Annotated in this window: 19 protein-coding genes and 1 tRNA gene; 2 read left to right on the forward strand and 18 right to left on the reverse strand. The window is 67.5% G+C overall.

Features of this window, described 5'->3' with window-relative positions; all coding sequences use genetic code 11:
• The 5 genes from AB1346_09330 to AB1346_09350 all read right to left on the reverse strand — a co-directional run.
• Positions 1-455: hydrogenase maturation protease (locus AB1346_09330; protein MEW6720639.1), on the reverse strand; the 455-nt coding region annotated here is incomplete at its 3' end.
• Positions 452-1,948 (reverse strand): Ni/Fe hydrogenase subunit alpha, encoded by a 1,497-nt coding sequence (locus AB1346_09335; GenBank protein ID MEW6720640.1) that lies wholly within the window; start codon positions 1,946-1,948, stop codon positions 452-454. The genes AB1346_09335 and AB1346_09330, both read right to left, overlap by 4 nt.
• A gap of 12 nt (positions 1,949-1,960) precedes the next feature.
• Positions 1,961-2,509, reverse strand: a complete 549-nt coding sequence (locus AB1346_09340; protein ID MEW6720641.1) for an NADP oxidoreductase — start codon at positions 2,507-2,509, stop codon at positions 1,961-1,963.
• Between the two features lies 1 nt (position 2,510).
• Positions 2,511-3,215 carry a 2Fe-2S iron-sulfur cluster-binding protein gene (locus AB1346_09345; protein ID MEW6720642.1) on the reverse strand — a complete coding sequence of 235 codons (705 nt, stop codon included), beginning with the start codon at positions 3,213-3,215 and terminating at the stop codon, positions 2,511-2,513.
• Between the two features lie 15 nt (positions 3,216-3,230).
• Positions 3,231-5,042: an NAD(P)H-dependent oxidoreductase subunit E gene (locus AB1346_09350; GenBank protein MEW6720643.1), complete on the reverse strand. Its 1,812-nt coding sequence runs from the start codon at positions 5,040-5,042 to the stop codon at positions 3,231-3,233.
• A 305-nt stretch (positions 5,043-5,347) separates the two neighbouring features.
• Here AB1346_09350 and AB1346_09355 point away from each other — a divergent pair, with 305 nt between their 5' ends.
• Positions 5,348-6,670, forward strand: a complete 1,323-nt coding sequence (locus AB1346_09355; protein ID MEW6720644.1) for a phenylacetate--CoA ligase family protein — start codon at positions 5,348-5,350, stop codon at positions 6,668-6,670.
• On the opposite strand, the gene AB1346_09360 is transcribed toward AB1346_09355, so the two are convergent.
• The 4 genes from AB1346_09360 to AB1346_09375 all read right to left on the reverse strand — a co-directional run bounded on the left by AB1346_09360 (position 6,600) and on the right by AB1346_09375 (position 9,111).
• Entirely contained in the window at positions 6,600-7,745 is a 1,146-nt protein-coding gene (locus tag AB1346_09360) for a threonine synthase (GenBank protein MEW6720645.1), read from the reverse strand. The two genes, AB1346_09355 and AB1346_09360, sit on opposite strands and share 71 nt — an antisense overlap.
• 86 nt (positions 7,746-7,831) lie before the next feature.
• Positions 7,832-7,906, reverse strand: a tRNA-Gly gene (locus AB1346_09365).
• 39 nt (positions 7,907-7,945) lie between these two features.
• Positions 7,946-8,539 (reverse strand): CDP-diacylglycerol--glycerol-3-phosphate 3-phosphatidyltransferase, encoded by a 594-nt coding sequence (pgsA, locus tag AB1346_09370; protein ID MEW6720646.1) that lies wholly within the window; start codon positions 8,537-8,539, stop codon positions 7,946-7,948.
• On the reverse strand, positions 8,536-9,111 hold the full coding sequence (locus tag AB1346_09375) for a lytic transglycosylase domain-containing protein (GenBank protein ID MEW6720647.1): 576 nt from the start codon (positions 9,109-9,111) through the stop codon (positions 8,536-8,538). Before AB1346_09375 ends, pgsA begins: the two co-directional genes overlap by 4 nt.
• A gap of 96 nt (positions 9,112-9,207) precedes the next feature.
• On the opposite strand from AB1346_09375, the gene nadB reads away from it, so the two are divergent.
• Complete coding sequence (nadB, locus tag AB1346_09380) at positions 9,208-10,812, forward strand: L-aspartate oxidase (GenBank protein ID MEW6720648.1); 1,605 nt, start codon at positions 9,208-9,210, stop codon at positions 10,810-10,812.
• Between the two features lie 10 nt (positions 10,813-10,822).
• Here the strand turns inward: nadB and AB1346_09385 are convergent, their stop codons facing one another.
• From AB1346_09385 to AB1346_09425, 9 genes are read right to left on the reverse strand one after another with little or no spacing between them, the layout of a single operon-like run.
• The gene (locus AB1346_09385) at positions 10,823-11,449 is read right to left on the reverse strand and encodes a hypothetical protein (protein ID MEW6720649.1); all 627 of its coding nucleotides are present in this window, start codon (positions 11,447-11,449) and stop codon (positions 10,823-10,825) included.
• Entirely contained in the window at positions 11,442-12,038 is a 597-nt protein-coding gene (gene pyrE, locus AB1346_09390) for an orotate phosphoribosyltransferase (protein ID MEW6720650.1), read from the reverse strand. The genes AB1346_09385 and pyrE overlap by 8 nt, the downstream gene beginning before the upstream one ends.
• A 37-nt stretch (positions 12,039-12,075) precedes the next feature.
• The gene (gene purF, locus AB1346_09395) at positions 12,076-13,500 is read right to left on the reverse strand and encodes an amidophosphoribosyltransferase (GenBank protein MEW6720651.1); all 1,425 of its coding nucleotides are present in this window, start codon (positions 13,498-13,500) and stop codon (positions 12,076-12,078) included.
• 10 nt (positions 13,501-13,510) lie between these two features.
• Positions 13,511-15,745, reverse strand: coding sequence for a phosphoribosylformylglycinamidine synthase subunit PurL (gene purL / locus AB1346_09400; GenBank protein ID MEW6720652.1), 2,235 nt, complete (start codon positions 15,743-15,745; stop codon positions 13,511-13,513).
• Positions 15,742-16,443: a phosphoribosylformylglycinamidine synthase subunit PurQ gene (gene purQ, locus AB1346_09405; GenBank protein MEW6720653.1), complete on the reverse strand. Its 702-nt coding sequence runs from the start codon at positions 16,441-16,443 to the stop codon at positions 15,742-15,744. Before purQ ends, purL begins: the two co-directional genes overlap by 4 nt.
• Position 16,444: 1 nt before the next feature.
• Positions 16,445-16,687 carry a phosphoribosylformylglycinamidine synthase subunit PurS gene (gene purS, locus AB1346_09410; GenBank protein ID MEW6720654.1) on the reverse strand — a complete coding sequence of 81 codons (243 nt, stop codon included), beginning with the start codon at positions 16,685-16,687 and terminating at the stop codon, positions 16,445-16,447.
• Positions 16,684-18,000, reverse strand: coding sequence for an adenylosuccinate lyase (purB, locus tag AB1346_09415; protein ID MEW6720655.1), 1,317 nt, complete (start codon positions 17,998-18,000; stop codon positions 16,684-16,686). Before purB ends, purS begins: the two co-directional genes overlap by 4 nt.
• A gap of 15 nt (positions 18,001-18,015) precedes the next feature.
• Entirely contained in the window at positions 18,016-18,471 is a 456-nt protein-coding gene (gene dut / locus AB1346_09420) for a dUTP diphosphatase (GenBank protein ID MEW6720656.1), read from the reverse strand.
• Positions 18,468-19,712, reverse strand: coding sequence for a pitrilysin family protein (locus AB1346_09425; GenBank protein MEW6720657.1), 1,245 nt, complete (start codon positions 19,710-19,712; stop codon positions 18,468-18,470). The genes dut and AB1346_09425 overlap by 4 nt, the downstream gene beginning before the upstream one ends.
• Between the last annotated feature and the right edge of the window lie 10 nt (positions 19,713-19,722).

Here is a 19,722-nt window from a genome sequence, read left to right on the forward strand (position 1 = left end):
GGTCCGCGCCGGGATACCTCGACGAACCGCGGCAGGAATTCAAGCGCCGCCTCGAGCCCTTCCCGGGCCGTATCGCTCATTCCTTCCCCGAAACGGTCGAGGACCGCGGCGCGCATCCCCAGGAGATATCCCCTCGGCGCGGCGCCGAAGCAGGCGCGTGCGAGGTGAAGGACCTCGCAGGGATCGACGCCGTGCGTCGTGAACCTTCCGGAGGCCCTCCCCTCGACCGGCCTCAGGTAGAACGGCTCTCCCGCGGAGCCGTCCGCGTCGGCGAACACCACGATGTCGTGCTCCGCGGCCATCGCTGCATGCTCGATCGAAAGCTGGTAGTCGCTCTCGACGGTGACGCCCGGCAGCCCCAGCGCCTCGAGCCGCTCCGCCAGGGCCGGCCCGAGCCCGTCGTCCGCGCGGCCGGGATTGCCGTACCCGATGACCAGGATCCGCTCTCCGCTCATCCCTCTCCCGCGGCCCCCGCGTCGCGCACCATTTTCGCCATGACTTCCCCCGAAGCATCGACCAGCTCGACGTCCAGCGGCATCTCCCCCACGGCGTGCGTCGCGCAGGAGAGGCAGGGATCGTAGGCGCGGATGGCCACCTCGATGCAGTTCAGCAGCTTCCCGGAGATCTCCTTCCGCCCGCTGAAATGGTCCTTGGCCACCTTCGTGACGGCGCGGTTCATCGGCTCGTTGTTATTGGTCGTGGACACGATGAGGTTGCACATCGTCACCTCGTCGTTTCGGTTCACGCGGTAATGGTGAAAGAGAGTTCCCCGGGGCGCCTCGACGACGGCGACCGCCTCCTCCCGGCGCGGCCCGGAGGCGAGCAGCTCCCTCCCCTGCAGGTCCGGATCCAGGAGCAGCTCCCGGATCTTCTCGATCGCGTGGAGCAGCTCGATCATCCGGGCCCAATGGTAGCACATGGTGACGTTGTTCGCCCGGTCCTTGTGCAGCTCCCGGAACTCCCCGTGCGCGGCGTTCGCCTCTTCGGTGTCGATGAACGACGCCGTGTTCAGGCGCGCCAGCGGCCCGACCCGGTACCAGCCGTATTCGGGGCCCAGCTCCTTCAGGAAGGGGAACTTCATGTACGACCAGGGGCGCACCTCCTCCATCAGCACGTCGAGGTACCTCTGGGGGTTCACGTCGACGAGGATCATGTTGCGGTCCTTGTCCACGGCGCGCAGCACCCCCTCGTACAGGTCGAGCGCCCCGTCGGACTCCCGCACCAGCGACAGGTGGTTTGAGTCGAACGAGCCGAAGGGCGCAAGCTCGTCGAGATGCTCCATGGTGAAGTCGCGCGCGATGCCGACCGCCTCGCGCGCCCACGCCAGCATCCTGTCGGCGTCCTTGAGCAGATCGTCCCGCTCCGCGAGGGAGAGGTTCTTGTTCACGCCCCCGGGGACGGCGCCGGTGCCGTGGATCTTCTTCCCGGCCGTCCTCCGGATGATCTCCTGCCCGTACTTGCGCATCATCACGCCCTGGACCGCAAGGTCCGGGAACTTCGCGGCCACCGCGAGGATGTTGCGCTTTTCCGGAGGGGCGCCGAAGGCGCTCGCCGCCGTGCCGTCCGTGCCGAAAAGGAAATCCGGGGAGGCCAGGTGGAAGAAGTGCAGCGCGTGGCTCTGGAAAATCTGGCCGTAATGCATGAGCCGGCGCACCTTCTCCGCCGTGGGGGTGAGCCGCTCCCCCCCCACGATCCGGTCCATGGCCTTGGCCGCCGCCAGGTGGTGGCTCACGGGGCAGATCCCGCACAGCCGCTGGACGATGACCGGCACTTCCCAGAACGGCCTTCCGAGGATGAACCGCTCGAAGCCGCGGAACTCGACGATGTGCAGGCGCGCGTGGTCCACCACGCCCGAATCGTCCATATGGATCGTCACCTTCCCGTGTCCCTCCACGCGGGTCACCGGAAGGATCGTGTACCGTTTCCCCTTGCCGCCGTCGGCCGTCATCGAAAAATCCTTCTAATCGTACTTGAGGTGCTCATAGACCGGCTCCGCGCTCCTGCCGGTCAGCAGGGCCGTCAGGGCGGCCCAGATGGCGTCCGCCGGCGGAGGGCAGCCCGGAATGAAGCGGTCGATCTTCACGACTTCGTGGCACGGATAGACCCGGTTCAGCAGAAGGGGAATCTCCGGGTCGTTCGGCAGGACGTTCAGCGGGTTGTAGGTTCCCGGGCACTTCAGGTAGGCCTGCTCGAGGCACTCGCGCAGCGGGATGTTGTTCCGCATCGCGGGAACGCCCCCGTTGATCGCGCAGTCTCCGAGGGAGATCAGCACGTCGCACTGCTTCCGGAACTTCTCCAGCAGCTCGACGTTCTCCTCGTTGCAGCACCCCCCCTCCACGATGCCGACCGCGCAGCGGTCCCGGAACTCCTTGAAGTCGTTGATCGGGGAGCGGTCGAACTCGACCCTCGTCGCCAGCTCGAGGATCCGCTCGTCGATGTCGAGGACGGACATGTGGCAGCCGAAGCAGCCCGCCAGGCTGGCCGTCGCGATGCGCGGCTTGGGCGACATCCTATTTGTCCTCCCTCGTCTCGATATCTTCGCCGATGGGCTGCCCGTCGTACCTCCGCTGCCCGACGGGCACCTCGTAGCCGACGCGCTTCCGCATCAGGGCGCCGACCGGGCAGACGGAGACCGCCTCGTCCGTTGCCTTGAGGTCGGTCTCCGACAGCGAATCGCCGTTGACCTGCAGCCGCTTCCTGGAGCCGCGCCCGACGAACTGGAACACGTTCTTCCGGTCCATGTCCTGGGAGGCCCGGACGCAGCGGCCGCACAGGATGCAGCGGTTGTGGTCGATGTAGACGTCGGGATGCGAAAGGTCGATGTCGCGCTTCGGGTTGAGGTACCGGTACCTCGGCGCCGCGATGCCGAACCGGTAGGCCAGTGCCTGCAGCTCGCAGAAGCCGCTCTTCTCGCAGAACATGCAGAAATGGTTCCCCTCCACGAAAAGCATGTCGACGAGGTTCCGGCGGAACTCCTGCAGCTCGGGGGTCTCGCTCTCGACGACCGCCCCCTCGGCGACGGTCTGCACGCAGGCGGCCTGGATGCGTCCGTTCACCCGGACCGAGCATACCCGGCAGCTCCCGTGGGGAGTGAGGTCCCGGTATGCGCACAGCCGCGGGATGAAGATCCCGGCCGCCTCCGCGGCCTTGAGGATCGTCTGGCCCCGGATCGCCTTGACCGTCTTCCCGTCGATCGTGAACGTGACGCGGCTCATCGCTTCCTCCGGCGGTTAGACGTATTTCGACTGCCTGCCGACCCGCAGCTCGGCGTCGATGACCGCCTTGGACAGGTCGAACTCCGGGAGCAGTCCCGGCCTGCGCTCCGCGACGAACCCCGCCGAGAGGTCCCCGAAGATCTCCAGGGCCCCCAGCACGGGATTGGGGGCGGCCTGCCCGAGGCCGCAGCGGCTCGTGCGGATGATGAAGTTCGACAGGCTGCGCATCTCCGCCAGGTCCGCCGGGGCGCCGGCGCCCTCGATCACCTTGTGGACCAGATCCTTCAGGAGGATCAGCCCCACGCGGCACGGAGTGCAGTGGCCGCAGCTCTCCTCGATGAAGAAGTCGAGGTAATGCTCCGCGATCTCCAGCCTGTTGCGAGCGCGGTTGAAGACGACGATCGCCCCGCCCGTGGCGAGGTCGTCGTAGCAGATCCGCCCCTCCAGCCGGTCCGGCCCGATCATCTGCCGGCAGGGGCCGCCGATCAGCAGGGTGCCCGTGTTTTCCGCCTCCGACATCTCGAGCAGCTCGGCGGGGGTGATGCCGAACGGCACTTCGTACACCCCGGGCTTCCGGCAGTCCCCGGAGATGCTCAGCACCTTCGTCCCGGTGGTCCGCGAGGACCCCATCGAGGCGAACCAGTCGCTCCCCTCGACCAGGATGCGGGATACGCAGCAGAGCGTCTCGACGTTGTTGACGATGGTGGGGCTGCCCAGGTATCCCTGCTGCGGCGGGAACGGCGGGCGGTTTTTCGGGTCGCCGCGGAACCCCTCGCAGGAGCTGATCAGCGCGGTCTCCTCGCCGCAGATGTAGGCCCCGGCGCCGAGCTGGACCCGGATGTCGAAGTGGAACCCTTTCCTCCCGAGGATGTCCCGCCCGAGAAGCCCCTTCCGGCGACGCTCTTCGATCCTGCTTTCGAGGAACGCGAGGAGGTACCGGTACTCCCCCCGCAGGTAGACGATCCCCGTGTCGCTGCCGACCGCGTAGCCGGCGATCGCCATCCCCTCCAGAAGCTGGTCGGCGCACTCGGTCAGTAGGACGCGGTCCTTGAAGGTTCCCGGTTCCCCTTCGTCGGCGTTGCACAGGACGTAACGCCTCTCGCCGGGGGAACCGGCGGCCATCTCCCATTTCAGCCCGGCGGGGAAGCCCGCCCCTCCGCGCCCGCGCAGCCGCGAGTCCTTGATCGCGCGGATCACCTCAGCGGGTGCGAGCGCCAACGCCTTCCGGAGACCGCTCCCGGGGTCGAACGGGGCGAAATGGACCGGCCCGCGCATCCGGATGTTGTTGCGGACCATCGACCGCACGAGCGGATGCTCGTTGTTGCCGTCCCCGACCATCGTGACGAGCTGCTGCGGATCGAGGTGCTTCCTCAGGTCGCGGATGAGCTGCCGCCCCCGTTCGGGTGTCAGGTGCGTCACCACCACCCCGTTGATCAGCGCGGCGGGCGCCTGGTCGCTCATGCCGATGCAGGGGGTGTGGGTCAGGGTGATGGCGCCGTCCGGCGTCGTCTCCCCCATCGTGACGCCGAGCTCCCTGGACATCGCCTCCGCGACGGCCTCGTACCCCTTCATCCAGTCCACGATGTCGCGGCAGAGGCGGATGACGACCTTCCCCTGCGGCTTCACCGACAGGAAGGAATAAAACGACACGAGGCTTTCCACTTCCACCCGGTGCGACCCGACCGCGCGGGCGATCTCCTCCATGGCTTCGTGCGAAACGCACCCGAACCTTTCCTGCACCGCGATGGCGATGTCCATCAGGCGGGAGCGGTCGTTTCCGAACTTCCTGCAGATTTCGGCGGTTACACTCGCCGTTCCCCGTTTCAATCGTGCCTCCCCGGCCCTCCCGTTTCGCATGGGGCGCGTTCGTTATAAAACGCCCAACGCAGATTACCGCAAACGCTCCCGGCAATCCACATTTCTCGTACGCCCCGGAGGCTCCCCGGGAGAGCGGATGCGATTTATCATATTTATAGGGATTTATAATGGGGACACCCGGGAGGAAGGCCGCCATGATCGCGTGGACTGCGGATAGGGCCAACCGCCAACCTCCCGAAATTCCTTCATTGTTCCGGTTGCTGCAGGACCTTCGCCGGACAGGGAGGGAATCTTCGGAGGGATGGTCGGGCCGGATGCGGGCCCGTCTCGAGGAAACGGTACGCCACGCGAGGCTCCGATCGCCCTTCTACCGCGGGAAATACGCCTCCCTCCCGCGGGAGATCCGGGACATCGGGATTCTCCCTTCCGTCTCCAAACGGGAGTTGATGGAGAATTTCGACGCCTGGGCGACCGATCCCGCGGTTCGAAGGGAAACGGCGGACGCGTTCGTCGCCGATCCCTCCCGCATCGGGCAGCTCTACCTGGACCGTTACGTCGCTTTCTCTTCTTCCGGAACGACCGGTTCCCCCGTCATCCTGCTGCAGGACTCCGCGGCGATGACGGTCTACCAGGCGCTCTTCCTGGAGCGCCGCATCCCGTCACTGCTCTCCGCCCGGGACCTTTTTCCGCTTCTCAAGTGCCACGTGCGCATCGCGACGATCATCGCGACGGGGGGCCATTTCGCCAGCTCGGTGGTCGACGCCCGCGCCCGTGTCCATTGGCCGCGGCTGTACGGGCGCAACCGCACGTTTTCCCTGATGTCGCCCATGCCGGAGCTGGTGGACGCCCTGAACGATTACCGGCCGGCCGTCGTGGGGACCTATCCCACGGCGCTGGCCGTCCTTGCGGAGGAGCAGGCGGCGGGACGGCTGCGGATCCGCCCCGCCCTGCTGCTCTCGGGCGCCGAGCGGCTCTCCCGACCGCTCGCCGAGCGGATCTCCGCCGCGTTCCGCTGCCCCGTGCGCGACACCTACGCCGCTTCGGAATTCATGGGCATCGCGTTCGACTGCCGGCTCGGTCGCATGCACGTCAACGCCGACTGGGTGGTCCTCGAGCCCGTGGACGCGGAGGGGCGGCCGTCCCTCCCGGGAGAGCCCTCCCGCACGACGCTCCTCACGAACCTTGCCAACCGGCTCCAGCCGCTCATCCGGTACGACCTCGGCGACAGCGTCACGACGATGCCGGAAAGGTGCCCCTGCGGCAGCCCGCTTCCCGTCGTCCGGCCCGAGGGGCGGCGCGACGAAACGCTGCGCGTGGAACGGGAGGACGGCACGAGCGTGCCGCTGCTCCCCCTGGTGCTGGCTACGGTGATCGAGGAAACGACGGGGCTTTCGAGGTACCAGCTCCTCCAGGCGGGGCCGAGCGCGCTTCGGCTGCGCTTCGAGGAAGCGCCGGGGCTGGACCGCGCGCAGGTCGGAGCGGAGGCGGAGCGCCGTCTCCGGGCCTACCTGTCCTCCGTGGGGGTCGGCGCGGTATCGATCGAGCGGTCGGAGGAGCGGCCGCAGGTCAATCCGTCGGGGGGAAAGACCCGCTCGTTCCTCGTCGAGCGATCTTCAACATCTTCTCGGTCGCCTTGAGCCCGTGCCCCGTCAGGGGGGCGGCCACGACGCCGGTCCGGAGCGAGGGACGGGAAAGGAACGCCGCGACGGGGAGAGCCGAGGTCGGCTCCACGTACAGCCCCTTGCGCCCCAGCAGGAGAAGCGCTTCTTCCACTTCCGGATCGTCCGCCGCGACGATCTCCCCCCCGGTGCTCCGCACGATTTCCAGGATCTCCGCCCACCGGACCGGTGCGGCGATCGCGACTCCCTCGGCGATCGTGTCCCCGCCGCGGACCGCCGGCAGGGAGTCGAGCCCGTCCCGGAACATCTCGTAAAGCGGCGCGCACCGCGCCGACTGGACCACCACGTGCCTCGGGATCCTGTCGATCAGCCCGGCGCCTTTCAGCTCCCGGAATCCGATATAGGAGCCGATCAGGAGGGTGCCGTTGCCCGTGGGCAGCAGGAGCGTGTCGGGCGCCCGGAACCCCATCTGCTCCCAGACCTCGTAGGCGAAGGTTTTCGTCCCGTGGAAGAAGAACGGGTTCCAGGAATGGCTCGCATAGTAATCGGTCGCGGCCGCCGCAAGCGCCGCTTCGGCGGTGTCTTCCCGGCTCCCGGGCACACGCGTCAGCTCCGCCCCGTACATCAGGATCTGGGCCAGCTTCCCGGGCGATGCGGATTCAGGGACCAGGATCCCGCACCGGATCCCCGCCTTCGCCGCGTACGCCGCGATCGCGCAGCCCGCGTTCCCCGACGAATCCTCCACGATCCGCCCGACGCCGAGCTCCTTCGCCTTGCTGACGAGCACGGCGGCGCCGCGGTCCTTGTACGAGCCCGTCGTGAAGAGCTGCTCGAGCTTGAGGAGAAGCTCCCCCGGGCCGAGGTCCACCGGGATCAGCGGGGTCATCCCCTCGTCGAAGGAGACGATGTTGGCGTCGTCCCGGATCGGCAGCGCTTCCCGGTACCGCCACATCGTGGGCTTCCGCCGGGCGATCTTCTCCGGGTCGAACCGGGCCTCGAAGCGGATCTCGAGGAGTCCCCCGCAGGAGCAGCGCCATACCGGGTCCTCCATCGAATACGTCCTGTCGCACGACCTGCAGGCCAGCGCGTCCATGGGAATCCTCCTGTCCGTCCGTCTATCGGCGAAAAACGGAAAAGCCCCCGGAAACCTCTAGGCATCCGGGGGCCTGCGTGTTGCGATGGAGCGGGCGACGAGATTTGAACTCGCGACTTCGACCTTGGCAAGGTCGCACTCTACCGCTGAGTTACGCCCGCGCGGTAAGGGACGATTTTAGGCGAACCGGCGAGAGGTTGTCAAGGAGGACCGTCGGCCGGACCATGCTTGAAAAGCTCCCCCACGAACCGGAAAAAGTAGTCCAGCCCCGACCATGTGGTAAGCACGAGCCCGGCGGAAAGGACCCCGAGCCCCATCGAGTGGACGGGAAGGCCGAAGAGAGGATAATGCAGGATCAGCATCGCCACCCCGATGTTCAGCAGGAGCGTCTTCCATTTTCCCAGGCGCGACGCGGCGATGACCACCCCCTCCGTCGAAGCGATACCGCGCAGGGCCGTGACGCCGATCTCCCGCGCCACGACAATGACGGCCATCCACGCGGGGACCCGTTCCGGCGGGATGAGCATGATCATGGCGGCGCACACCAGCAGCTTGTCCGCCAGCGGGTCGAGCAGCTTTCCCACGTCGGTGACCATCCGGTACCTGCGGGCGATGTAGCCGTCGAACAGGTCCGTCACCGCAGCGCCGACGAAGATCGAAAACGCCGCGAACGAGCTCTGGAAGGAGATCTCCCGGCGGGCGCCCGGCAGCAGCAGAAGCACCACAGCGGGAATGGCGACGATCCGCAACAGTGTGAGAAAATTGGGAATATTCAGCCGGGAGGGGCTGTTCATTCGCTCTGGGAGTACCGGCGGTACAGGGTGAGAACGCGTTCGACGTACAGGCGGGTCTCCTTGAAGGGCGGCACCCCGCCGTACTTCTTCACAGCCCCCGGTCCGGCGTTGTATGCCGCCACGGCATGGGCGATGTTCCCGTCGAAGGCGGCGAGCAGCTCCTTGATGTACCGGACCCCTCCCTCGATGTTCTCGATCGGGTCGAACGGGTCGCTCACGTTCATCCGCCGTGAAGTGAACGGCATAAGCTGCATCACGCCTTCCGCCCCCTTCGGGGAGATCGCGTTCCGCCGGCCGTCGGATTCCGCCTTGATGATGGCATGCACGAGCGCGGGCTCCATCCGGTTCGCCTTGCAGTACCGCTCCACGTAATTCGCCATCCAGCCGGTATCGTCGTACCCGGAGCGCCCGACGGCCCTCACCGGGGCGGGGCGGGCCTTGGGTCCCTCCCGGAGGTAAAGCCGGTATTTCCCGTCCGGCTGGACGTTGGTAAAATGAACCACCCCTTCTCCATCCACGTACTTGTATATGTCTCCGCGGGCCGCCATCGGCCAGAGGAGGAGGGAAACCATGAAAACGCATCGTAAATAAACCATAATTCATACTATCTTAAGGAAACCCCCCGGGGAAGTCAAACCGGGGACGGGTCTGCGGACGAGGGAGTCCCAATGGAGCGGGTTTCGAAATTCCTGGTGATCGGCAGCGGAATCGCCGGATTGAGTTTCGCGTTGCGGGCGGCGAAAAAGGGAACGGTAACGGTCATCACCAAGAAGAAGGCGTCCGAATCGAGCACCAACTACGCCCAGGGGGGGATCGCGACCGTCTGGAGCGGCGAGGACACCTTCGAATCGCACATCGAGGACACCCACCGGGCGGGCGCCGGGCTGTGCCACCCGGACACCGTGGACCTGGTCGTCCGGGACGCGCCGGCGCGGATCCGGGAGCTGATCGACTGGGGGGTACGGTTCACCCGCCGGACCGGGAAGGAGGAGTACGACCTTCACCGCGAGGGGGGGCACTCGAAGCGCCGGATCTTCCATTCCGAGGACCTTACGGGGCGGGAAGTGGAGCGGGCGCTGCTGGAGCGGGTCCGGGAGAACCGGAACATCCGTCTGCTCGAGCACCACGCGGCGGTCAACCTCATCACCCGCCGGAAGATCGCCCCCGACCGGAGACATCCCGACGAGGTGCTGGGGGCGTACGTGCTCGACGGCTTGAAGGGGGAAGTTCACCGGTTCACGGCCGACGCGACGGTGCTGTCGACGGGCGGATCCGGCAAGGTGTACCTGTATACGAGCAATCCCGATGTCGCCACGGGGGACGGCGTCGCCATGGCGTACCGGGCGGGAGCGACGATCGCCAACATGGAGTTCGTCCAGTTCCACCCCACCTGCCTCTTCCACCCCCACGCCAAGTCGTTCCTCATCTCCGAGGCGGTCCGGGGGGAAGGCGCGATCCTGGTCAACCGGGAGGGGAAGCGCTTCATGGAGGGGATCCACGCCATGAAGGAGCTCGCGCCCCGGGACATCGTCGCGCGCGCGATCGACGCGGAGCTGAAAAGGACCGGCGCGGACTGCGTCTTCCTCGACATCCGGCACAAGGGGAAGGCGTTCATCCGGAAGCATTTCCCGAACATCCACGCGACGTGCCTGTCCTTCGGCATCGACATGACGAAGGAGCCGCTGCCGGTGGTTCCGGCGGCGCATTACCAGTGCGGCGGGGTGCTCACCGACCTCAACGGGGAAACGGACCTCGCGCGCCTGTTCGCCGTCGGGGAGTGCGCATGCACGGGGCTTCACGGGGCCAACCGGCTCGCATCCAACTCCCTCCTCGAAGCGCTGGTCTTCTCCGACCGGGCGTTCCGCCGCGCGGCGGAGCGGTACGCGGGGACGCCCCGCCCAAGTCTTGACATCCCGAAGTGGGATCCGGGGGAGGCGCAGGAGCCCGACGAGGCGGTCGTCGTCTCGCACAACTGGGAGGAGCTGCGCCGCACCATGTGGAACTACGTGGGGATCGTGCGGTCGAACAAGCGGCTGTCGCGCGCCCTGGACCGGATCGAGATGCTGCAGAGGGAAATCTCGGAGTACTACTGGAACTTCCGGCTGACGGGGGACCTCCTCGAGCTGCGCAGCATCTGCACCGTCGCGGAGCTGATCGTGCGCTGCGCCCTGCAGCGGAGGGAGAGCCGGGGGCTGCACACCACGATCGATTACCCGTACCAGGACGACGAGCACGGCCGCAGAGACACGCTGGTTCGCCGCTTCCGGGAATGAAGGAGGCCCGTTATCTCCAGGCCAGGACGGCGCGCCCCTGCACTCCGGCCAGCACCAGCTTCAGGCGCGGGGCGCTCGTTTTCGCGTCCTCCGCGGACGGCTCGGCCTCTTTCGGGAACGCCACCTCGTATCCCCGGTACCAGGTCCCCGAATACGGGAAGAAGCGCGCCATCTCCTCGGGACGCAGGGCGGTCCTTCGTACGTAGACCGGCCCGAAGTCCTTTTCGTCGGCCCGGACCAGCCGGAGGCTCCAAAGCGACTCCGGCTTGTCCAGGTCGTTCTCCTTCTCCTCGGGGACCCACAGCGCGACGAAGAACCGTACGTACCGCTCCGACTCGGCGCGCCATTGCGCGATCGTCCGGTCCCTCCGGGCGGGGTCGATATAATAGATGCGGGAGTACTCCTCCGAGAAGGCCTTGAGCCACGGCGCGGAGAGCCAGGTCGCGGTGATGATGAACCGGGTGTCCAGACCGTCGTGGACCTCGCGGGTCCGGGTGGCGTCCTCCGTCACCCGCGCGTACGCCGGGGACCCGGCGACCTTCTCGTAAAGGGCGACCGACCGCGATCCGCAGCCGGCCGCGATCGCCGCCAGCGCCGCAAGCAGCAGCGCCGCCGCGCTCCTGCGGAAATCAGGCATTCTCCACTTCCTCCTTCAGGAACATCGGCTCGATCCGGAACCCCGCCGCGGCCACGGCCTCCGCTCCGCCTTCGTTCCGGTCTACAAGGCACAGCACGCGCGCGACGACGAGCCCGGACAGGGCGGCCCGCTCGATGGCGCGCAGCGTCGATGCCCCCGTCGTGACCACGTCCTCCAGGATCGCGACGCGCATCCCCGGCCTCAGGTTCTTCGTCCCCTCGATCCACTGCGCCGTCCCGTGCTTCTTCGGCTCCTTGCGGATGATGAACGCGGGGACAGGCCATCCCCGCATCGCGCTGGTGATCGAGACCGCCGTGACGATCGGGTCGGCCCCGAGGGTGATCCCGCCCACCGCCTCCGGCCGCTCCCCGACCTCCAGCATCGCGCAGAATAGCCGCCCCGTGAGCACGGCGCCTTCCGCGTCGAGCGTGGTCTGCCGGCAGTCGATGTAGAAGTCGGACTCCTTCCCCGAGGACAGGACGACCTTCCGCTTCTCGTAGCTCTTTTCCCTCAGGATGGACAGGAAGCGGTTCCTGTCCGCGGCAAGCTCGGACGGGAACCGTGCGGACCGGCCGGCATCGACCTTCATCGCTTCCCCCGGTGACGCTTGGATTTTTTCCCCCCGGTCAGACGCTGACCGACCTCCGGAACAGCGGCAGCTGCTCCCCGGCCTCCTCCAGCTCCAGCGGTATCGAGTAATTCCCGGTGAAGCAGGCGTCGCAGTACGTCGCCTTCCCGTTCGGCACGCAGGCGTGGAGCCCCTGGATGCTCAGGTATCCGATGGTATCCGAGGTCAGGTAGGTGTTGATCTCCTCCAGCGTGTGGGTGGCGGCGATCAGGTCGCGGCGCGAGGGGGTGTCGATCCCGTAGAAGCAGGGGTAGCAGGTCGGCGGCGAGCTGATGCGCACGTGGATCTCCCGCGCGCCGGCGGCCCGGATCATCTTGATGATCTTGCGACCCGTCGTGCCGCGGACGATGGAATCGTCCACCACGACGACCCGCTTCCCGCCCACGACGCCGCGCACCGCGTTCAGCTTCACCTTCACTCCGAAGTGGCGGATCGACTGCTGCGGCTCGATGAAGGTGCGGCCGACGTAGTGGTTCCGTATCAGCCCCATCTCGAACGGGATCCCCGACGCCTCCGAGTATCCCAGCGCCGCCGGGACGCCCGAGTCGGGGATGGGGATGACGATGTCGGCGTCGGCGGGATGCTCCCGCGCGAGCTGGCGCCCCAGCTCCTTGCGGACCTCGTAGACGCTTTTCCCGCCGATGATCGAGTCGGGACGGGCGAAGTACACGTGCTCGAAGATGCAGAACCGCTCCACGGCGGGGAGGAAAGGCTTGTGGGCCTCCAGCCCGCGGGCGCTCACCACGATCATCTCACCGGGTTCCACGTCCCGGACGAACTCCGCCTCGATCAGGTCGAGGGCGCACGTCTCGGAGCAGATGACGGTCCCGCCGCCGGTCCCCTTGAGCTTCCCGATCACCAGCGGGCGGATGCCGTGCGGATCCCGGACGGCGATCAGCTTGTCCCGGGTCAGGAACAGCAGGGAGTAGGCGCCGCGCACCTGCTTCAGCGCGTCAACGATCCGGTCCTCGATCCGCTCCTTCCGGGAGCGTGCGATGAGGTGGATGATGACCTCGGTGTCCATCGACGACTGGAAGATGGACCCTGAAACCTCCAGCTCGCTGCGGATCTCGTGCGCGTTGACGAGGTTGCCGTTGTGCGCCACGGAAATGGAGCCGGACTCGAAGTCGACCACCAGCGGCTGGCAGTTCTTCAGCTCGGAGGAACCGGTCGTCGAGTAGCGCACGTGGCCGATGGCGCTGCTGCCGGGGAGGCGGCAGAGCGTCTCCTCGGAAAAGATGTCGGCGACCAGCCCCATCTCACGATGGAAGGTGATCACATCGCCGTCGGAGCATGCGATCCCGGCGCTTTCCTGCCCCCGGTGCTGCAGGGCGTAGAGCCCGAGGTAGGTGAGGTTCGCGGCCTCGGGGTACCCGTAGACCCCGAAGATGCCGCACTCTTCATGCCAGCCGTCCAACGCCATGAGCGCCCCTTCAGCCCTCCAGCCCCAACGCCTTGGCGAATCCTTCCCGCCAGCAGGCCTGCAGCCCCGCCGCGTTGACCGCCGCGACGACGCCGATTTCGATCTGCTCCCCGCCGACCTCCCCCAACTCCCGTATTGTAATACGGAAACGGGCGGCGACGTCGATCAGCGCCTCCTTTTTCGCGGAAGGGCAGGAAAGCAGGACCGCCCCCTGGGATTCCGCGAACATCGCGAAATCCGGCCGAACGGCTTCCGGAAACGGGTTGGCCACCTTCACGCCGATCGGGCCGGCCGGCCTCGTGATGCAGCACTCCGCGAGCGCGCAGGCGAATCCGCCCTCCGCCAGGTCGTGCGCCGAGGACAGCGCCCCCTCCGCCGCTGCGGCCGCCAGGAACCGCTGCAGCCGCTTTTCGTGCGCGAGGTCCACCGGAGGCGGCGTGCCCGCCACTTTTCCGTGGACCTCCTTCAGGTACAGCGATCCCCCAAGGTCGATCCCGAGGCGTTCCGGGCCGGCGAGGAACACCGCGTCGCCGGGGGCGTCGAACCATTGGACCCGCCGGCGATCCGCGTCCTCGAGCAGGCCGACCATGGCCACGGTCGGGGTGGGATAGATCCCCTTCCCCATCGTCTCGTTGTAGAAGGAGACGTTGCCGGAGACCACGGGGATCTCGAGCTCCCCGCACGCCTTCGCCATCCCCTCGATGGAGGAGCGGAACTGCCACATGATCTCGGGCTTTTCCGGGTTGCCGAAATTCAGGCAGTCGGTGAGGCCGATCGGCTCCGCCCCGGAGCAGGCCACGTTGCGCGCCGACTCGCAGACGGCGATCATTCCGCCGACGTACGGATCGAGGTAGCAGTAACGGCTGTTGCAGTCCACCGACAGCGCGATCCCCTTCCGCGTCCCCTTGACCCGCAGCACCGCGGCGTCGGACCCGGGGAGCACGAGCGTGTTCGTCCGGATCATGTGGTCGTACTGGCGGAAGACCCACCTCTTGTCCGCCATCTCGGGGCAGCTCATCAGCCGCGTCCACGTCTCCGCCAGGTCGGCGGGGGCGGGCAGCGAAGCCGGATCGAGCCCCTGCTGCAGCGCGTCCTGGGATTCCGGGCGGGCCGCCGGCCGGTCGTAGAGCGGCGCCTGGTCCGTCACCGGGGCGACCGGGATCTCGGCCACCGTCTCCCCGCGCCAGCGGATCCGCGCGATGCCGTCGCCGGTCACCTCCCCGATGACGCTCGCGTCGAGGTCCCACTTCTCGAAGATCGCGCGGACCTCGTCCTCCCGCCCCTTCTTCGCCACCAGAAGCATCCGCTCCTGGGACTCGGAGAGCATCAGCTCGTAGGGGATCATCCCCTCCTCCCGCTGCGGGACGAGGTCGAGGTCCATCGTGAAGCCGGTGCCGGCGCGCGAAGCCATCTCGAAGGAGGAGGAGGTCAGCCCCGCCGCGCCCATGTCCTGGATCCCTACGATCGCGTCGGTGCGCATCAGCTCGAGGCACGCCTCCAGCAGCAGCTTCTCCGTGAACGGGTCGCCGACCTGCACGGTGGGGCGCTTCTCCTCGGACTTCTCGTCGAACTCCCCGGAGGCCATCGTCGCGCCGTGGATGCCGTCCCGGCCCGTCTTCGACCCGACGTAGACGATGGGATTCCCCACCCCCGACGCGTACCCTCGCCAGATGGACTCCTTACGCACCACGCCGAGCGTGAAGGCGTTTACAAGGATGTTCCCGTCGTAGCACTCGTCGAAGTAGATCTCTCCGCCTACCGTGGGAACGCCGATGCAGTTGCCGTACCCCGCGATCCCGCCGACGACGCCCGTGACCAGATACCGCGTCCGCGGGTGGTCGGGGCGGCCGAAGCGCAGGGAGTCGAGCGACGCGATCGGGCGCGCCCCCATGGTGAAGACGTCGCGCAGGATGCCGCCGACTCCAGTGGCGGCCCCCTGGTACGGCTCGATGAAGGACGGGTGGTTGTGGCTCTCCATCTTGAAGGACACAGCGAGGCCGTCCCCGATATCGACGATCCCCGCGTTCTCCCCCGGCCCCTGGAGGACGCGCGGCCCTTTCGTCGGGAACTTCTTCAGGTGGATCCGGGAGCTCTTGTAGGAGCAGTGCTCGCTCCACATGACGGAGAAGATGCCGAGCTCGGTGAAGCCCGGCGTCCGGCCCAGGATGGAGCGGACGCGGTCGTACTCCTCCTCGGAAAGACCGTGCTCCTTCGCAAGCTCGAGGGTGACCGGCTTCTCCTTCATCTCCCCTTCTCCTTGAGCCATGCCGCCATGGAATCGAACAGCCGCCGGCCGTCCGCGCTTCCCAGCGCCTCCTCCGCGCAACGCTCCGGGTGGGGCATCATGCCGAGGACGTTCCCCCCTTCGCTGCAGATCCCCGCGATGTTCCCGGCGGAGCCGTTCGGATTGGCCTCCGCCGTCGCGTTCCCGCGGGCGTCGCAGTACCGGAACACCACCTGCCCCCGCTCCTCGAGGGCGGCCAGCGTCCCCGCGTCAGCGAAGTAGTTCCCCTGGTAGTGCGCGACGGGGATCCGCAGGACCGTCCCCGGGGAGAACCCGCGCGTAAAGGGGGTGCGGGCGGTCTCGGTCTTGAGGTGGACGTAGTCGCATACGAACCGGAGCGACTCGTTGACGATCATCGCTCCCGGGAGCAGACCCGCCTCCAGCAGGATCTGGAACCCGTTGCAGATGCCGATGACCGGGCCGCCGCCTTCCGCGAACCGCCGGACCGCTTCCATCACCGGGGAGAGCTTCGCCATCGCGCCGGTGCGCAGGTAGTCCCCGTAGGTGAAGCCGCCCGGGATCACGACGGCGTCGTACCCCTCGAGGGAGGACTCCTTGTGCCACACGAACCGGGCGTCCAGCCCGACCACGTGCTTCAGTGCATGGTACGCGTCGTGGTCGCAGTTGGAGCCGGGGAACACCAGTACCGCCGTCTTCATCTCACTCCCCGATCTCGATCCGGTAATCCTCGATGACCGTGTTGGCGAGAAGCCGCCGGCACGCGTCGTCGAGGCGCCGCGCCGCCTCGTCCTTCCCGATGTCCCCCAGCGCGAGCTCCATGTACTTCCCGACCCGGACGTCCTCCACCCCCGCGATCCCCAGATGGTTCAGCGAGGAGAGGATCGCCTTCCCCTGCGGATCGAGGACCCCTTTTTTCAGGGTAACGTAGATCTTCGCCTTCACGCCTTCCTCCCCTTTCCATCCGCCCCGAACACGCGGTCGATGACCCCGTCGATGTTCTTGACGTAATAGCCGATGTCGAACAGCTCCTCGAACTCCTCCTTCGTCAGCGCCGAACGCACGTCCCGGTCCTTCCACAGGAGCGTCCGGAGCTGCCGCCCCGTCTTCCAGGACTTCATCGCCGAACGCTGGACCACCTCGTACGCCTTCTCCCTGGAGAACCCCTTCGCCGCCAGCGCAAGCAGCACCCGTTGGGAGAAGAGCAGGCCGTTGGTGCTCTGCAGGTTTTTCATCATCCGGTCGGGATACACCATGAGCTTCTCCATCATCCCCCGGAACCGTCCCAGCGCGAAGTGGAGGACGATGGTCGCGTCGGGGGCGATCACCCGCTCCGCGGAGGAGTGGCTGATGTCCCGCTCGTGCCACAGGGCGACGTTCTCCAGCGCGGTGACGGCGTAGCCGCGCAAAAGCCGCGACAGCCCCGAGATGTTCTCGGACAGGACCGGGTTCCGCTTGTGGGGCATAGCGGAAGACCCTTTCTGCCCTTCGGAGAAGAACTCCTCCGCCTCGAGCACCTCGGTTCGCTGGAGGTGCCGGATCTCCGTCGCGAACTTGTCGAGGGAGGAGCCGACGATCGCCAGCGTGGAGAACAGCTCGGCGTGCCGGTCGCGCTGGATGACCTGTGTGGATGCGGGCGCCGGCGAGAGCCCCAGCTTCCGGCAGACATGCTCCTCGACGAACGGGTCGATGTTGGCAAAGGTCCCCACCGCCCCGGAGATCTTGCCGACCGAGATGACGTCGCGGGCGCGCTCGAGCCGCGCGATGTCCCGCCGGACCTCGTCGGCCCAGAGCGCCATCTTCCACCCGAATGTCACCGGCTCCGCGTGGACGCCGTGGGTGCGGCCGATCATCACCGTCCCCCGGTGCTCTACCGCCCGGGCCTTCAGCACGTCGAAGACCCCTTCCGCCTCCTCGATCAGCAGCGCCAGCGCCTGCCGCATCTGGACCGCGAACGCCGTGTCGAGCACGTCCGAGCTGGTCATCCCCACGTGGAGGAAGCGGGAATCCTCCCCGATGTGTTCGGCCACCGAGGTGAGGAAGGCGATGACATCGTGCTTTACCTTCTTCTCGATCTCGTCGATCCGCGCGACGTCGAAGGCCGCCTTCCGCCGGACCCTGGCAAGCGCCTCCTTCGGGATCAGCCCCCGCCGGACCATCGCCTCCATCGCCAGGATCTCAATGTCGAGCCAGATGCGGAACCGGTTCTCGTCCTGCCAGATCGCCGCCATTTCGGGCCGCGTGTACCGTTCGATCACGACGCCCTCCTTGCCTTACCTTCCCGTGTGTCCGAAGCCGCCCGCGCCGCGCGCCGTCCCGTCGAGGTCCGGAACGACCGTCAGTCGCGCCGACAGCACCGCGGAAAACACGACCTGGGCGATCCGGTCGCCCCGCCGCACGACAAACGGCTCCCCGCCGAGGTTCGCGAGGATCACCTGGATCTCCCCGCGGTAGTCCGCGTCGATCGTCCCGGGGCTGTTCAGGCACGTCACCCCGTGGCGGATCGCCAGCCCGCTGCGCGGCCGGACCTGCGCCTCCACCCCCGGCGGCATGGAGACCGCCACGCCGGTCGGGATCGAGGCCCGCCCCATCGGCGGGATGACCACGTCGGAGTCCACCGCCGCCTTCAGGTCCATCCCCGCGGCGCCCGGCGTCTGGTATGCGGGCAGGAACTCCTCCCCTCCCCGGACCAGGGAAACACGGACGTCGCAGACCGCGCCGCCGCTCAAAACCCGAGCCCCCCTTCGGGGAGATCCCCCACGGCGGCCAGCGTGAACCGGTCCCTGCGGAGAAGCTCCGCCGCCAGGTCGCGCACCTGGGACGGCGTCACCGCGTCCACGCGCGCCAGGACCTCCTCCGGCGGCTCCCTCCGGTCGAGGAACATCTCGTTCATCGCGAGGTGGGACATGCGGTACATCGTGCTCTCCAGCGACAGGAGGGTGTTCCCCTTGATGAGATCCTTCGCGAATGCCACCTCGTCGTCGGTGATCCCCCCCTCCCGGAGGTCGTCTACGATGCGTCCCGCCACCTCGAGGACCTCCTCGACCTGCTCCTTCCCCGTGCCGGCGTAGATCTCGAGGATCCCCGCGTCGGCGTAGACGGACACCGTGGAACCCACGGAATACGCCAGCCCCCGCTTCTCGCGCACCTCCTGGAAGAGCCGGCTCGAGGAGCTCCCGCCGAGGACGGCGTTGATCACGTCCATCGCGAAGATCCGGTCGCTCTTCCGGGCCACCGCGGGCGCGCCCAGGCACAGGTGCGCCTGTTCGAGCTCCCTGGGCTTCAGGTACGTCCCGCCGGCCGGCTCCGCGGGCGGGGAGACGGCCAGCGCCTCCTTCAGCTCCAGCGGGGACAGCGCCTCCCGGAACGCGGAGACCGCGGCCTCGTGCGGAAGGTTCCCCACGACGGTCGCGACGATCCCCCGTCTGCGGAAACGGTCGCGGAAACAGCCGACGACCGCGCCCCGGTCGAACCGCCCCACGCTTTCCGCTGTCCCCTGCACCGGCAGCCCGAGCGGGTGCCCCCCCCAGTAGGAGAGGTTGAAGAAATCGTTCAGGAACTCCTCCGGGGTGTCGTCCACCATCAGGATCTCCTGGAGGATGACGCTCTTCTCGCGGGCGAGCTCCTCCTCGTCGAAGACGGAGTCCCGGTAGATGTCCGCCAGGAGGTCGACGATCAGCGGGAAATCCTTCTCCATGGCCTTGGCGAAGAAGTAGGTGAATTCGCGGGACGTGTAGGCGTTCATCGTTCCGCCGACCGATTCGATGGCCCGGGAGATGTCGACCGCCTTCCTGCGGGCGGTCCCCTTGAAGAGCATGTGCTCGATGAAGTGGGCGATGCCGCTGTCGGCCTGCGTCTCCGCCCGGGAGCCTACGGGGACCCAGATTCCCGCCGTGGCGGACCGAAGCCAGGGCACCTGCTCGGTGACGATCGCGATTCCGTTTTCGAGGAGTGTGCCGGCAACCGTCATCGGGTTCCGC

It is taken from the genome of Thermodesulfobacteriota bacterium, assembly GCA_040758155.1.
Taxonomy (GTDB): domain Bacteria; phylum Desulfobacterota; class Deferrimicrobia; order Deferrimicrobiales; family Deferrimicrobiaceae; genus UBA2219.